Genomic DNA, 14,117 nt, shown 5'->3' on the forward strand with positions numbered 1-14,117 from the left:
CTTTTACTTTTTTGGGCAAAAAGAGTGATTAACGACGAAAAGCAGGACTTTCGTTTACAGATTCGTCTAAAGAAGTTTTTTTCACTTTTTTAGCCACAACTTTAATTTCATGTTTTGCAACCGTACCATTTTCTTTTACTTCTAATACATAAGTTCCGGCTGGAAAACCTTCTAAACTTATTGTTTTAGAAATCTCTAATTTGTCTGCAGCAGAGTCTCCTGTGTAAACTAAATTATTGTTTTGGTCATAAATAGAAAAAACTGATTTTTCAACGGTGTTTAAAGTAAAGCTAACTACTTTTCCGTTTCCGGTAATTATATTCAAAATATAATCTCCTTTTCCATCAATTGCGTAGGTAAAAATTGTTGTTAAAAATAAGGCAACAACTAAGCCCATTTGGGTAAATTTTGTCATGTCTTTTTTAATTGTTTTTTTAATTGTTAATACTAATATAGTGGAACGGTAAAACTAGCAAAAAAAATTAATTTTGTGCAAAAAAATGCCGTTTTCAAACGGATAAGTTGCTGAATTAAAGATCTTTCTATGTTTTTATTAAAGTATGTACGTAAAAACTTAAGGATTGGATGTTTTTTTGTGTTATTTTTTAAAAGTGTAAAAACCAGACTTTTAAAATTATTAAGAATAGTTTTTCAAAAATAATTCGGCAAGGGGTTTCAAAAAATATAAGGCATAAAAAAACAGCTCCATAACCACAAAGAGCTGTTTTTAAAACATCATGTTTTTACTTTACTAACTATCGAAGCTCATTTTTATACTGTAAGAGAGTATAACTTTTTAGCGTGTAGCCACACTTGTATTTTTATCGTAAAAACCTGCTTTGTAAACTGATGAAAATGCTTTTTTTGATAAAACAGAAGTTCCATCAGTAATAGTAATTTCATGCTTTACTTTTTTTACATTATCCTCAACTTCCAGATAGTAAGTTCCTTCCGGAAATTCTTCTAAGCTAAAAGTTCTCAAAATTCCATCTTTACCTGAAGCATATTCAGAATAAATTAGATTACCATCTTTGTCATAAATAGCCAAGCTTGCTTTTTTTACCTGATTAAGGGCAAATGTGATAAGCTTTCCATTTGTTTTTAAAACATGAAGATTAAAATCCTCATTCCCGTCGATTGCATAAGTACTCATTCCAGTGAAAAGTACAGCACATACTAAACTCAATTTTAAAATCTTTTTCATGGCATTAGTTTTAAATTAATAGTTCTAATTCTCTGATGCTAAATTAGTTCAGTTATGAATTTTTTCTCACAACTCTATTTTCCAATTTCGATGCTGTATTCTCATTTACGAAACCGTTATAGGTTAAAATATGAATTATTTTTATCGTTTTCGTTGATATGGTTATTATTTTTCAACGTTTTACCTAAATTAAGATAATGTAAATTTATCTCTATTTCTTACAAAAATGTTTTAAAATTTAACCGCAAAAAGCGCAATTGAAAAAGCAAAGTTCGCAAAGCTTATAATTAAACTTTGCGAACTTTGCGTAAACTTGGCGTTCTTTGCGGTTAAATAAAGCACAAAAAAAACAGCTCAATAACCACAAAGAGCTGTTTATAAACAATCACGTTTTTACTTTACTAACTATCTAACCTCATTTTATACTTTATGAGAAGTATAAACTTTTTTAGCGTACTGCTACGCTTGTATTTTTTGCAGCAGAATCTGCTTTATAAACTGATGAAATTGCTTTTGATGATAAAACTGAAGTTTCGTCAGTAATTGTAATTTCATGTTTCACTTTTTTTACACTGTCTTCTACTTCTAAGATGTAAGTTCCTTCCGGAAATTCTTCGAAACGGAAAGTTCTTAGAATTCCATCTTTACCAGAAGCATTTTCATAATATAGTACAGAACCATCTTGGTCGTAAATAGTTAAAGTTGCTTTCTTAACCTGGTTAAGCGCAAAAGTCACTAGTTTTCCATTTGTTTTTAATACATGAAGGTTAAAATCTTCATTCCCGTCAATTGCATAAGTGCTCATTCCTGTGAAAAGCACTGCACATACTAAACTCAATTTTAAATTCTTTTTCATGGCATTAGTTTTTAAATTATTAGTTCTAATTCTCTGATGCTAAATTACTTCAGTTATACTGTTTTTTGCACAACTCTATTTTCCAATTTCTATGCTATATTCTCATTTACGAAACCGTTATAGGTTAAAATTTGAATTATTTTTAGCGTTTTCGTTGATATGGTTATTATTTTTCAATGTTTCGTATGAATTAAGATAATGTGAAATTATCTGTATTTCTTACAAAAAATAGGTTCGTAAAAAATTAACCGCAAAGTGCGCAAAGGTTTTTTATACCCTGTTTTTACAAACACAAAGTTCACAAAGCTTTGTATTGATAAAGCTTTGCGAACTTATGTGTGCTATAAGTAATCCAGAATAAACCTTTGCGTACTTTGCGGTTAAATGATTAAGTTAAAAGCAAAAAAAAACAGCTCAATAACCACAAAGAGCTGTTTCTAAAACTATACAGTTTTTAAACTTTACTAACTATCTAACCTCATTTTTATACTTTATAAGAGTATAACTTTTTTAGCGTACTACTACGCTTGTATTTTTAGCAGCAGAATCTGCTTTATAAACTGATGAAACTGCTTTTGATGATAATACAGAAGCATCATCAGTTACTGTAATTTCATGTTTTACTTTTTTTGAACTGTCTTCAACTTCTAAGATGTAAGTTCCTGCTGGAAATTCTTCAAAACTAAAAGTTCTTAAGATTCCATCTTTACCAGAAGCGTTTTCATGATAAAGTATTGAACCATCTTTATCATATATAGTTAGACTTGCTTTTTTAACCTGATTAAGAGCAAAAGTTACTAATTTTCCGTTTCCGCTTCCTTTTAATACATGTAGGCCAAAATCTTCATTACCATCAATTGCATAAGTGCTCATTCCTGTAAAAAGTACTGCACATACTAAACTTAATTTTAAAATCTTTTTCATAATCATTATGCTTTAAATTATTAGTTTCTTTTTCTGATGCTAAATTACTTCGGTTGTTGATTTTTTTTCACAACTATATTTGCCGATTTATATGCTATATTCTCATTTACGAAACCGTTATAGGTTAAAATTTGAATTATTATTGGTGTTTTGGTTAATTCTGGAATTATTTTTCAATCATTTTTTATTTTTTAACATTTTTATAATATTCTAACATTCTTACAAAAATGCTTTATATATATAAAAATGCCTGATTAAATATGATATATTAAAAAAATCATGGATAAAAATAAGGGTCTGAAAAAAAATGGCTAAATAAGCCTTTTTTCGACATAATTTAAAGATGAAAAACGATGATGAATTCTCATTTACGAAACCGTTATAGGTTAAAATTTGAATTATTTTAGGTGTTTTTGTTAAATTTGCTATTATTATTTAAAAAATATATCATGAAGACAATAGCCCCAGCTCTTGAAGTGATATCAAACTCATACGGAAGTTCTTTTACCTACACTAAACACGCCGAAAAGACCAATAGTAAAGCTCATTTATGGCATTATCATCCTGAAATTGAGTTGGTTTATATTAACGGCGGGGCAGGGAAAAGACAAATAGGAAGCCATGTTTCTTATTATACAAATGGTAGTTTGATGCTAATAGGTGCTAATTTACCTCATTGTGGTTTTACAAATGAGTTGACAGGAAATATAAACGAAACAGTTATTCATATTAAGCCTGAATTCTTAGGTAGTGACTTTTTTGGTGCTCCAGAGATGAGAAGGGTTCAAAATGTCCTGACACAGTCTAAAGGAGGAATTGCTTTTGGAGGTAAAACTAAAAAGCAAATTGGTGATAAAATTGAAAAAATGGAGAACCAGCTTCCGTTTGAGCGTTTGCTTACTCTTTTGAGTATTTTAGACGAACTGGAAGCGTCAGAAGAGTATACCGTTTTGAATGCAGATGGTTTCTCACTCGAATTGAACACTCAGGATAATGACAGAATGAAAATGATTTTTAATTATGTGAAAGATCATTTTCAGGAATCAATTGCTATAGATGAGGTTTCAAGTCTGGTTAGTATGACAACACCTTCATTTTGCAGGTATTTCAAGAAAGTTTCAAACAAAACATTTACCGAGTTTGTCAATGAATATCGTTTGGTTCATGCCTCAAAACTTTTGGCAGAGAAACCAATAAGTATCAATGAAGTTTGTTACGAAAGTGGTTTTAATAATTTTAGCCATTTTAGTAAATCCTTTAAACAGTATACTGGTGTAAGTGCGTCACAATATCGTCACGAACACAAGATTATAATTAGTTAAGCCATTCATTTATAAGGTTAAAAAATATATATTTACGAGATTATTAGTACAATTTAAAACTAATAATCTCGTAAATATTAGCTTTTATATAACCACCAAATTTATAACTGAATGAATTTATTTAAAAAACCTGTTGTCTTCTTTATTATAGGAATGACTCTTTTTAGCTGTAACAAAAAAGAAACAGCATTTTCAGATCCATTAATTACTAATCGGGATACAACGATTAGTCCCGCGACCGATTTTTTTAATTATGCTAATAATGGCTGGTTTAAAAAAAATCCGATTGCAGGCACAGACAGTAATAATGGTATAATGCGAACTGTTATGGATACAATCAACGGGCAAATTAAAAGCATTTGCGAAAAAGCAGCAAAAGACGAATCTGTCGTTAAAGGAAGCAATAAACAAAAAATTGGCGATTTTTATTCTTCCGGAATGGATACTGTTGCCATTGAAAAAGCAGGGTTGTCTCCCTTAAATCCCGAAATCAAAAAAATAAACGAAATTACCGATGTTGAAGGCGTTGTAAATACAATTGCACATTTACATACGGTTGGAGTAGATCCGGTTTTTTCATTTAATGTTTATCAGGATGATAAGATAAGTACAAAATATGCATTGTATTTTTTACAAGACGGTTTAGGTATGGGACAGAGAGATTTTTATCTTGAAACAGATAAGCGAAATACAGAAATTAGAACAGCTTATGCATCACATCTTAAAACAATGATGCGATTTACGGGAGAAGATGAATCAGTTGCAGGAAAGAGTGCAGCAACAATTCTGAAACTGGAAACGGAATTAGCAAAATCATCCCGAAAATTAGAATTGCTTCGCGATCCTGCAAAAAACTATAACAAACTTACCGTTAATCAATTTAATGTCCTTACACCAAATATTGACTGGAAAAAAGTACTTCCGATTTTAGGAATAGCAAAAGCTGATACTGTAATTGTTGGTCAGCCTGAATTCTTTAAGGCATTTAACAGCATTTTAAAAAGCTATACAATTGAGGAGTGGAAGACTTATTTGAAATGGAATCTTTTGCATTCTTATGCACCGTATTTAAATGCAGCTATTGAGAAAGAAAATTTCAAGTTTTATTCTACCGTAATGATTGGTGTCTCAACTCAAAAGCCTCGTTGGAAAAGAGTGGTGGGAAAAACGGATGAATATTTAGGCGAATTGGTTGGTCAGGTATATGTTAGTGATTATATGCCAAAAGGAGTAAAAGAAAAACTATTGGAAGTTGGAAATAATATTCGTGATGTATTTGCTTCGCATATCAAAAAGTTAGATTGGATGAGCGAAACCACGAAACAAAAAGCATTATACAAACTGAGTAAAATTGTAATGAAATTGGGTTATCCTGATAAATGGAAAGATATGAGCTCACTGGTAATTGACAGAAAATCATATTGCGGCAATGTCATGAAAGCAAAAATTTGGGATTACAATTATATGACCAATAAATTTGGTAAACCGGTTGACAGAAACGAATGGGTTATGCAGCCACAAACCTATAATGCATATTATAATCCGAGTAATAATGAGATTGTTATTCCGGCTTGTAATATTATAGTGCCAGGTTATGAAGGTCGTATACCAGACGATGCAATATTGTACGGTGTAATTGGAGGTTCATTCTTCGGACATGAAATTACACACGGATTTGATGATCAGGGAAGCCAATATGATGAAAAAGGAAATTTAAATAATTGGTGGACTGCAGAAGATTTGAAAAAATTTAATGATAAAACCAAATTGATTGTTTCTCAATACAATAAATTTACTATTCTTGGAAAAAATGTAAACGGAGATGCAACTCAGGGTGAAAATATTGCCGATTTAGGAGGAGTAGTTATGGGGTATGAGGCTTTTCAAAAAACGGCTCAATATAAAAATAATGAAAAAATCAGCGGACAGACTCCAGGTCAGCGTTATTTTCTTGCATATGCTTATTCCTGGATGGTAAATAGGAGAGATAAATCTAAATTAAATCTTATTACCACTGATGTTCACGCACCGGAACAATTTAGAGTAAACGGACCGTTGAGTAATATTCCGGAATTTTATAAAGCATTTAATGTCAAAAAAGGAGATAAAATGTATCAACCGGATAGTTTGCGCGTCGCAATTTGGTAGGAAATAAATATTCATAAAGTAAAAAACCATTCGTCGTAACGAATGGTTTTTTTATTTCTATCAGATTTTAATATGTGGAAAAAAAATACAACAAATAGATAATCTTATCGATAAAAAACAGGTGAGATTTTTCATATCATTTATTTTGAAAAAAGTATATTTACAATCCCTAATCAAAAAATACCAATATGAAAAATTTTAAAATTTTAGTATTTGCAGCTTTTTTGTGCATTTCGTCTATGAGTTATGCTGCAAAAGTAGATACTTTGCAAATTGCCAGTACAGCGATGAGTAAAACCTACAAAGCTGCAGTTGTATTACCAAATTCGTATGCCAAAAGTAAAACGGCATATCCGGTACTCTATTTACTTCACGGTGCTTACGGACATTTTGGTGATTGGTTGAAAAACACACCTAATAAAAAATTAGTTCAGGGATTGTCAGATCAATACAATATGATTATAGTAATGCCCGAAGGTGAAACTTTTAGTTTTTATCTGGATAGTCCGGTAAACAAAGAAAGTCAGTTTGAGACTTTTATTACCCAGGAAGTTATTCAGAAAGTAGATAAAACGTACCGAACGATTAGCAACAGAAACGGAAGAGTAATCACCGGCCTTTCGATGGGCGGACACGGCGCACTTTATTTATCCACTAAGCATCCTGATTTATTCTGCGCTGCCGGAAGTATGAGTGGAGCAGTAGACATGAGTACAATGCTGAATCGTGAATCTTCGGCTCAAGTTGTCAAATTGATGCAGCCTGTATTTGGAGATAAAAGTGACAGCTCTGAAATGTACGCAAAATATGCTGTTATGAATATGTTGGATAAAATCAAAGAAAATAAATTGCCTTTAATTATAGATTGCGGTGTTGATGATTTTTTAATAGAACCAAACCGTGAATTGCACCGAAGATTAGTTTATAATAAAGTTGAACATGATTACACAGAACGACCTGGAGCACATACATGGGATTATTGGGAAAATTCATTACCTTATCATGTATTATTTTTTAATAAAATATTGCTTAAAAATCAGTTGGTTGCAAAGAAATAAGAAAAATTTTAACAGAGAAGTAGTGAAATATTTTTTTTGGTTTGATTTTTGAAATACCTTTATATATAAACCTTAAAAAATAAAATATATTATGAAAAAGATACTTACCCTTTTCGCAATTGTTGGACTTATAGCATTCTCTAGTTGTGAAGGACCAGAAGGACCTCCGGGACAAGATGGTGGTGAATGGATTGCTGAAGTTTTTGAAGTTCAGATGGATTTCACATCTGCTAATAATTATGGTAGAACCTTTCCTTTAAATCCTAAAATGTATTCAGGAGATAATCTTTTGATTTATCAATTAGTTAATACTAATAGTGGAATTGATACTTGGGCATTATTACCACAAATTTATTATTTCCCAAGCGGTACAGCACAGTATAATTATGAATTCTCATATGATCAATTTTCTATTTTGATCGATGCTAGTTTTCCTTTAAATCAGTTACCATCTAGTTTTACAACAGCAAAAGTATTTAGAGTTGTTATTATTCCTGGAGATGATGGAGTTAATACTGGAGGACCAAATTCTAAAACTGTAAATAAAGTTGATTATTCAGATTATAATGCAGTTATTAAAAAGTATAATATTGATGACAGTAATGTTAAGAGAATAAAATAATCATAAGATTAGAAGTAAAAAAGGAGATCAATGTTGATCTCCTTTTTTTATGAATATATAATTCCGGAAAATTAATCCAGATCTAAATCTGTAAGTTCTTTTTCTTTCCCAAATTTAAGAGAAACCAATATTCCCACTAAAAGCGAAAGTGCAATAAATCCTAAAGAAGCCCATTCCGGAACGTGAATAAAATCATGAAGTAGCATTTTTAATCCAACAAAGGCTAAAATAGCAACTAAACTATATTCTAAGTAACTGAATTTTGCCAGCATATTTGCAAGGAAGAAATACATAGAACGTAAACCAAGAATTGCAAAAATATTAGAACTGAACACTAAAAAAGGGTCAGATGTAATAGCTAAGATTGCGGGAACGCTGTCTACTGCAAAAAGTACATCCATAACTTCAATAACAATTAAAGCTACAAATAATGGAGTAGCTGCTTTTTTTCCTTTTTCGGTTAAAAGGAAAAATTTCTCACCATCTGTTTCAGAAGTAATCGGGATTATTTTTCCTAAAACTTTATAAACAAAAGAATCTTTTGGATGAAAATCTTCGTCTTCACCAGAAAATAACATTTTTACAGCGGTAAAAAGCAAGAATAAACCAAATACATAAGTAGTCCATGTAAATTTATTAATTAACATTACTCCGAAGAAAATCATTAAACCACGGAAAACGATCGCTCCTAAAATTCCCCAGAACAAAACACGATGCTGGTATTTTTGCGGAATCTTAAACGAAGCAAAAATAATCGCAATCACAAAAATATTATCAACACTCAAAGAAAGTTCTATTAAGTAACCTGTAATAAACTTCATAGAAGCAACGGCAGGTTTGAGCTGATCCGGGTTAGCGATATAATCTGTAGTATAAAGCCAGTAAATTACTCCTGAAAATGCAAATGAAAGTGTCACCCAAATCAATGTCCATTTACTTGCTTCTTTAGTACTGATAATATGAGGTGTTTTGTTAAAAACGCCCAAATCTAAAGCAAGAATAATTATGACGGCTAATAAAAAGAAAATCCAGACCATTGTGATATTTTTTAAATGATTTACAAAGATAAGTTTTGAAGTTTAACTTAAAAATTAATTATTAGAAAATTACTTTCAAATTTAACGCAATCTTTGTCATTTCGACGAAGGAGAAATCACATGCGTAAATCACAAAGATGGTAACATGCTTTGCTGAGTCTCTAGTGTGATTTCTCCTTCGTTGAAATGACAAAATTGTGCAAAAAAAAAGTGCCATCAATTAAGATGACACTTTTCAGTATAATTTGAACTATAATTACAAAGCTGATTTTACAGTTTTGATAATTCTAGCAGCAATTTTGTATGGGTCTCCGTTTGAAGCTGGTCTTCTGTCTTCTAACCAACCTTTCCATCCTTTTTGAACAGTCATTAAAGGAATTCTGATAGAACATCCTCTGTCTGAAACTCCATAAGAGAAATCGTGGATAGATGCAGTTTCGTGTTTACCAGTTAAACGTTGGTCATTGTAAGCTCCGTAAACCGCGATGTGCTCAGCAGTAACAGGACGGAAAGCCTCACAAATTCTTTCGTAAGTTGCCTGGTCTCCACATGTTCTTAACACCTCGTTAGAGAAGTTAGCATGCATACCTGAACCATTCCAGTCTGTATCTCCTAATGGTTTTGGGTGATATTCGATATAGTAACCATATTTTTCAGTCAAACGATCTAATAAGTAACGAGCAACCCAAATTTCGTCTCCGGCTTTTTTAGCACCTTTAGCGAATAATTGGAATTCCCATTGTCCGCAAGCAACCTCTTGGTTAATACCTTCAAAGTTAATTCCGGCAGCGATACATAAATCAGCATGTTCTTCTACTAATTTTCTTCCGTGAGTGTTTTTTCCACCAACAGAGCAGTAGTACATACCTTGTGGAGCAGGATATCCTCCAACAGGGAAACCTAATGGCAATAAAGTTTTAGTATCCATGATGAAATATTCTTGTTCGAAACCAAACCAGAAATCTTCATTATCATCATCAATTGTAGCTCTTCCGTTAGAAGGGTGTGGTGTACCGTCAGCATACATAACTTCAGACATTACTAAATATCCGTTGATACGTGTTGGATCAGGGTAAATTGCAACAGGAACTAAAAGACAGTCTGAAGAACCACCTTCTGCTTGTTTTGTTGACGAACCATCAAATGACCAATTTCCAAGTTCTTCTAATGTACCTTTGAAATTTTCGTGTTCTTCTACTTTAGTTTTACTTCTAAGATTTTGAGTTGGTTCATATCCATCTAACCAAATGTACTCTAACTTAATTTTAGCCATAATAATATAAATTTATTTTTTTGTTTTTTTTCGCTGGGTCAAATATAGATTTATTTTTTTAGTCCTAAAAATTAGGGGGCTATTTTGTTTTACGGAGTATTATTTTTTAGAGAAGCGCAATTTAGATGGGGGTATATTTTTAAAAAAGCAATTTTTAACACTATAAAAAAATAAATTCGTAATAATTACGGAAGTTTTTTGAATTTCTGGGTTAAGGAATTATGAAAAAATGTTTATTTAATGAATAATACCGGTGTATTTTGTTACATTTCTTCAAATTGAATTAATTATTCTTTGAAAAAACGACCTTCTATTGAAATATTGCCACATAAATTTCTAAAATATATCTTTTAAATAGGCTGTATTATTGTTTATATTTGTTCCTCTTTTTTTAGTGAAATTTATTACGAATCTTTAAACTTATATACATGTCAACATTACGTTTCCAAGCTTTAAAAGAAGCTTCTACAAGAAAGCCAGTACATTTTGAAGAAATTGATAGAAAGTCTAACATTTTTGGTTCAAATGTGTTTAATGAAAAAGCAATGAAGCAATATTTAACTTCTGATGCTTTAAAAGGAGTTAGGGATGCGATTCAGCACGGAACTAAAATAGACAGAAAACTGGCAGATTATATCGCCATGGGAATGAAAGAATGGGCTTTGGCCAAAGGTGTTACACATTATACACACTGGTTTCAGCCGCTTACAGGAACAACGGCAGAAAAACATGATGCTTTTTTTGAAACATCATATGACGGAAGTGATCCTGTAGAAAAATTTGGGGGAGCACAATTAGTACAACAAGAACCTGATGCATCAAGTTTTCCTAATGGCGGAATCAGAAATACTTTTGAAGCCAGAGGTTATACAGCCTGGGACCCAACTTCTCCAGCTTTTATTTATGGAACAACCTTATGTATTCCGACTGTTTTTATTGCCTACACAGGTGAAGCTTTAGATAATAAAATTCCGTTATTAAGAGCATTATCGGCAATGGATGAAGCTGCAACTGAGGTTTGTCGCTATTTTGATAAAAATGTCAAAAAAGTAACAGCAACATTAGGCTGGGAGCAGGAATATTTCCTTATTGATAAAGCTTTGGCTAATTCACGTCCTGATTTAATGATGACAGGAAGGACCTTATTAGGACATACCTCTGCAAAAGGACAACAACTTGACGATCATTATTTTGGATCAATTCCAACGCGTGCTTTAACGTACATGAGAGATTTAGAGCAAGAATGTATGTTATTGGGAATTCCGGTAAAAACGCGTCATAATGAAGTAGCGCCAAACCAATTTGAGTTGGCACCTATTTTTGAAGAAACGAATCTTGCTGTAGATCATAACTCTTTATTAATGGATGTAATGCAGCGTGTTGCAGAACGTCATGATTTTAAAGTATTATTTCACGAAAAACCATTTAAAGGCGTAAACGGATCAGGAAAACATAATAACTGGTCTTTAGCGACAGATACAGGGGTTAATTTGTTGAGTCCGAGTAAAACGCCAATGAGTAATTTACAGTTTTTGACTTTCTTTATCAATACTATAAAAGCGGTAAATGATTATGAGACTTTATTAAGAGCTTCTATCGCAACCGCAAGTAACGATCACAGGTTAGGAGCAAATGAGGCGCCGCCGGCTATTATCTCTGTTTTTATTGGAGCACAATTAACAAAAGTTTTATCTGAATTAGAAAGTGTAACAACAGGTAAATTATCTCCAGAAGAAAAAACCGATTTAAAACTGAATGTTGTGGGTAAAATTCCGGACGTTCTTTTAGATAATACTGATAGGAACAGAACATCACCTTTTGCCTTTACAGGGAATAAATTTGAGTTTAGAGCAGTTGGTTCAAATGCAAACTGTTCGAATGCCATGACTACATTGAATGCAATTGTAGCCAAACAATTAAAAGATTTTAAAATAGAGGTTGATAATTTGATTGATTCTAAAGACATGAAAAAAGATGATGCCATCTTTAATGTTTTAAGAGAATACATCAAACAATCTAAAAAAATACTTTTTGAAGGTGACGGATATAGTGATGCCTGGGAAAAAGAAGCAGCTAAAAGAGGTTTAAGTAATTTTAAAACTACTCCGGAAGCTATTAAAGCTAAAGTTTCAAAACAAGCACTTGATTTGTTTGATGAATTAGGAATTCTAAATCATGTAGAAGCTGAAGCCCGTTATGAAATTGAATTGGAAGAATACACTAAAAAAATTCAGATTGAAGGAAGAGTTTTAGGTGATATTTCCAGAAATCATGTTATTCCGACAGCAATTCGTTATCAAAATACCTTAATTGAGAACGTAAAAGGTTTAAAAGAAATCTTCGGAAAAGAGTTTGAAACCATTGCAAAAGAACAAATCGTTCTAATTAAAGAGATTTCTGGTCATATTGAAGGAATTAATTCTAAAGTATTGGCAATGACCAATGAAAGAAAGAAAGCAAATCAATTGACCGATGCCCAAAAAATGGCAGAAACATATTGTAATAATGTAAAGCCCTATTTTGAAGATATTCGAAATCACTGTGATAAATTAGAATTATTGGTTGACGATGAAAGTTGGACCTTAACAAAATACAGAGAATTATTGTTTACCAAGTAATATATAGAAAACATTCACTTAAAGCCTGTCCTAAAAAGACAGGCTTTTTTTGTGATAATGTTAAAATAAACGTTGGAAGGTCTCTTTTTTAACAATTGTTTGGCTTTAAATGTAAGGAAATTGTAAAAAGTAGTCTTTTTCTTATAGTGCCAAAAAATAAAAACGGCAGTTCATCGACATAGTTTCACAGTTCATCGAAAAGGCATTAAGATATTGGAAAATAGGTATTTATACCTGTTTCGATTTTCGATAAGTTTTCTAATTTTGAATATGAAATTGAGAAAATAAGCATAGATTTTTATTTTCAAATGATGTTTTTAAGCCCCCGTTCTTCCCCCAAGTTGCCAACCTGCATAACCCCAAATTGCGAACCTACATAATAAGTTGTATTAATAACCAATTAAATATATTTATTATGAAAAAAGTGATTTTAAGCATCTCCGCGATGCTGTTTGTAGGCGTTGCCTTTGCGCAAAACAATAACAGTGATGTAGACCAAGCTGGTTTATTAAATGGCGCATTAGTAGTTCAGGTTGGTGAGGACAACGTATCTGATGTTGACCAAATCGGAATTGCAAACGTTGCTATTGTTGGGCAATATGGGGAGGGCAATGACTCTCAAATTCTTCAATTAGGAGCTGGAAATCTTGCCGTTGTAACTCAAATAGGAGATGACAATGATTCAAATGTTTTTCAAGGATTCTGGATTGGAAATCAAGCTTATGTTACTCAGTTTGGAGCAGACAACTCTTCTGATATCTTCCAGCTTGGTGATTTCAACACAGCTTCTTCTACACAAGTTGGCTGGTTAAATAATGAAGCAACAATTCAGGTAGGATTTGGCAATGATGCTTCTACTGAGCAATACGGAATATTCAATAATGCTTTGACAGTTCAAGCAGGATTGTTTAACGATTCTAGTATTCAACAGTATGGAATCGCTAACTTTGCAGCTACAGCACAATTTGGATGGGGCCATGATAGCACTGTTACTCAAGTTGGAGCACTTAACGGAAGCTTAGTAATCCAATCTAACTAAAACAAACCAGAAAAAG

Annotated in this window: 12 protein-coding genes; 6 read left to right on the forward strand and 6 right to left on the reverse strand. The window is 32.0% G+C overall.

Annotated features, from left to right (window positions below):
• Window positions 1-28: 28 nt before the first annotated feature.
• The 4 genes from AC1RRN_RS00890 to AC1RRN_RS00905 all read right to left on the reverse strand — a co-directional run bounded on the left by AC1RRN_RS00890 (window position 29) and on the right by AC1RRN_RS00905 (window position 2,984).
• Entirely contained in the window at window positions 29-415 is a 387-nt protein-coding gene (locus AC1RRN_RS00890; protein ID WP_492965460.1) for a T9SS type A sorting domain-containing protein, read from the reverse strand.
• Window positions 416-796: 381 nt separating this feature from the next.
• Window positions 797-1,204: a T9SS type A sorting domain-containing protein gene (locus AC1RRN_RS00895; protein WP_492965461.1), complete on the reverse strand. Its 408-nt coding sequence runs from the start codon at window positions 1,202-1,204 to the stop codon at window positions 797-799.
• A gap of 448 nt (window positions 1,205-1,652) precedes the next feature.
• Complete coding sequence (locus AC1RRN_RS00900; RefSeq protein WP_492965463.1) at window positions 1,653-2,060, reverse strand: T9SS type A sorting domain-containing protein; 408 nt, start codon at window positions 2,058-2,060, stop codon at window positions 1,653-1,655.
• Window positions 2,061-2,570: 510 nt separating this feature from the next.
• The gene (locus tag AC1RRN_RS00905) at window positions 2,571-2,984 is read right to left on the reverse strand and encodes a T9SS type A sorting domain-containing protein (RefSeq protein WP_492965464.1); all 414 of its coding nucleotides are present in this window, start codon (window positions 2,982-2,984) and stop codon (window positions 2,571-2,573) included.
• 449 nt (window positions 2,985-3,433) lie between these two features.
• Between AC1RRN_RS00905 and AC1RRN_RS00910 the strand changes: the two genes are divergently transcribed.
• The 4 genes from AC1RRN_RS00910 (at window position 3,434) to AC1RRN_RS00925 (ending at window position 8,134) form a co-directional block, all read left to right on the forward strand.
• A complete protein-coding gene (locus AC1RRN_RS00910; protein WP_492965465.1) occupies window positions 3,434-4,306 on the forward strand; it encodes an AraC family transcriptional regulator in 873 nt (290 codons plus the stop codon).
• Between the two features lie 111 nt (window positions 4,307-4,417).
• Window positions 4,418-6,454: a M13 family metallopeptidase gene (locus AC1RRN_RS00915; protein ID WP_492965466.1), complete on the forward strand. Its 2,037-nt coding sequence runs from the start codon at window positions 4,418-4,420 to the stop codon at window positions 6,452-6,454.
• 188 nt (window positions 6,455-6,642) lie between these two features.
• On the forward strand, window positions 6,643-7,512 hold the full coding sequence (locus tag AC1RRN_RS00920) for an alpha/beta hydrolase (RefSeq protein WP_492965467.1): 870 nt from the start codon (window positions 6,643-6,645) through the stop codon (window positions 7,510-7,512).
• A gap of 91 nt (window positions 7,513-7,603) precedes the next feature.
• Complete coding sequence (locus tag AC1RRN_RS00925) at window positions 7,604-8,134, forward strand: hypothetical protein (RefSeq protein WP_492965468.1); 531 nt, start codon at window positions 7,604-7,606, stop codon at window positions 8,132-8,134.
• 71 nt (window positions 8,135-8,205) lie between these two features.
• Here the strand turns inward: AC1RRN_RS00925 and AC1RRN_RS00930 are convergent, their stop codons facing one another.
• Together AC1RRN_RS00930 and AC1RRN_RS00935 are read right to left on the reverse strand one after the other, a co-directional pair.
• Window positions 8,206-9,171: a TerC family protein gene (locus AC1RRN_RS00930; RefSeq protein ID WP_492965469.1), complete on the reverse strand. Its 966-nt coding sequence runs from the start codon at window positions 9,169-9,171 to the stop codon at window positions 8,206-8,208.
• 256 nt (window positions 9,172-9,427) lie between these two features.
• The gene (locus AC1RRN_RS00935) at window positions 9,428-10,444 is read right to left on the reverse strand and encodes a glutamine synthetase beta-grasp domain-containing protein (protein WP_072971733.1); all 1,017 of its coding nucleotides are present in this window, start codon (window positions 10,442-10,444) and stop codon (window positions 9,428-9,430) included.
• A gap of 428 nt (window positions 10,445-10,872) precedes the next feature.
• On the opposite strand from AC1RRN_RS00935, the gene AC1RRN_RS00940 reads away from it, so the two are divergent.
• Together AC1RRN_RS00940 and AC1RRN_RS00945 are read left to right on the forward strand one after the other, a co-directional pair.
• Window positions 10,873-13,062: a glutamine synthetase III family protein gene (locus AC1RRN_RS00940; protein WP_492965470.1), complete on the forward strand. Its 2,190-nt coding sequence runs from the start codon at window positions 10,873-10,875 to the stop codon at window positions 13,060-13,062.
• A 415-nt stretch (window positions 13,063-13,477) separates the two neighbouring features.
• A complete protein-coding gene (locus AC1RRN_RS00945) occupies window positions 13,478-14,101 on the forward strand; it encodes a hypothetical protein (RefSeq protein WP_492965471.1) in 624 nt (207 codons plus the stop codon).
• The last annotated feature ends 16 nt before the right edge of the window (window positions 14,102-14,117 follow it).

This window comes from Flavobacterium sp. GW821-FHT11G01, from assembly GCF_058808175.1.

Coding starts and splice junctions, on each gene's coding strand:
- AC1RRN_RS00905 (WP_492965464.1), bottom strand. CDS start 2,984: ATGAAAAAGATTTTAAAATTAAGTTTAGTATGTGCAGTACTTTTTACA.
- AC1RRN_RS00935 (WP_072971733.1), bottom strand. CDS start 10,444: ATGGCTAAAATTAAGTTAGAGTACATTTGGTTAGATGGATATGAACCA.
- AC1RRN_RS00895 (WP_492965461.1), bottom strand. CDS start 1,204: ATGAAAAAGATTTTAAAATTGAGTTTAGTATGTGCTGTACTTTTCACT.
- AC1RRN_RS00945 (WP_492965471.1), top strand. CDS start 13,478: ATGAAAAAAGTGATTTTAAGCATCTCCGCGATGCTGTTTGTAGGCGTT.
- AC1RRN_RS00930 (WP_492965469.1), bottom strand. CDS start 9,171: ATGGTCTGGATTTTCTTTTTATTAGCCGTCATAATTATTCTTGCTTTA.
- AC1RRN_RS00890 (WP_492965460.1), bottom strand. CDS start 415: ATGACAAAATTTACCCAAATGGGCTTAGTTGTTGCCTTATTTTTAACA.
- AC1RRN_RS00900 (WP_492965463.1), bottom strand. CDS start 2,060: ATGAAAAAGAATTTAAAATTGAGTTTAGTATGTGCAGTGCTTTTCACA.
- AC1RRN_RS00920 (WP_492965467.1), top strand. CDS start 6,643: ATGAAAAATTTTAAAATTTTAGTATTTGCAGCTTTTTTGTGCATTTCG.
- AC1RRN_RS00910 (WP_492965465.1), top strand. CDS start 3,434: ATGAAGACAATAGCCCCAGCTCTTGAAGTGATATCAAACTCATACGGA.
- AC1RRN_RS00915 (WP_492965466.1), top strand. CDS start 4,418: ATGAATTTATTTAAAAAACCTGTTGTCTTCTTTATTATAGGAATGACT.
- AC1RRN_RS00925 (WP_492965468.1), top strand. CDS start 7,604: ATGAAAAAGATACTTACCCTTTTCGCAATTGTTGGACTTATAGCATTC.
- AC1RRN_RS00940 (WP_492965470.1), top strand. CDS start 10,873: ATGTCAACATTACGTTTCCAAGCTTTAAAAGAAGCTTCTACAAGAAAG.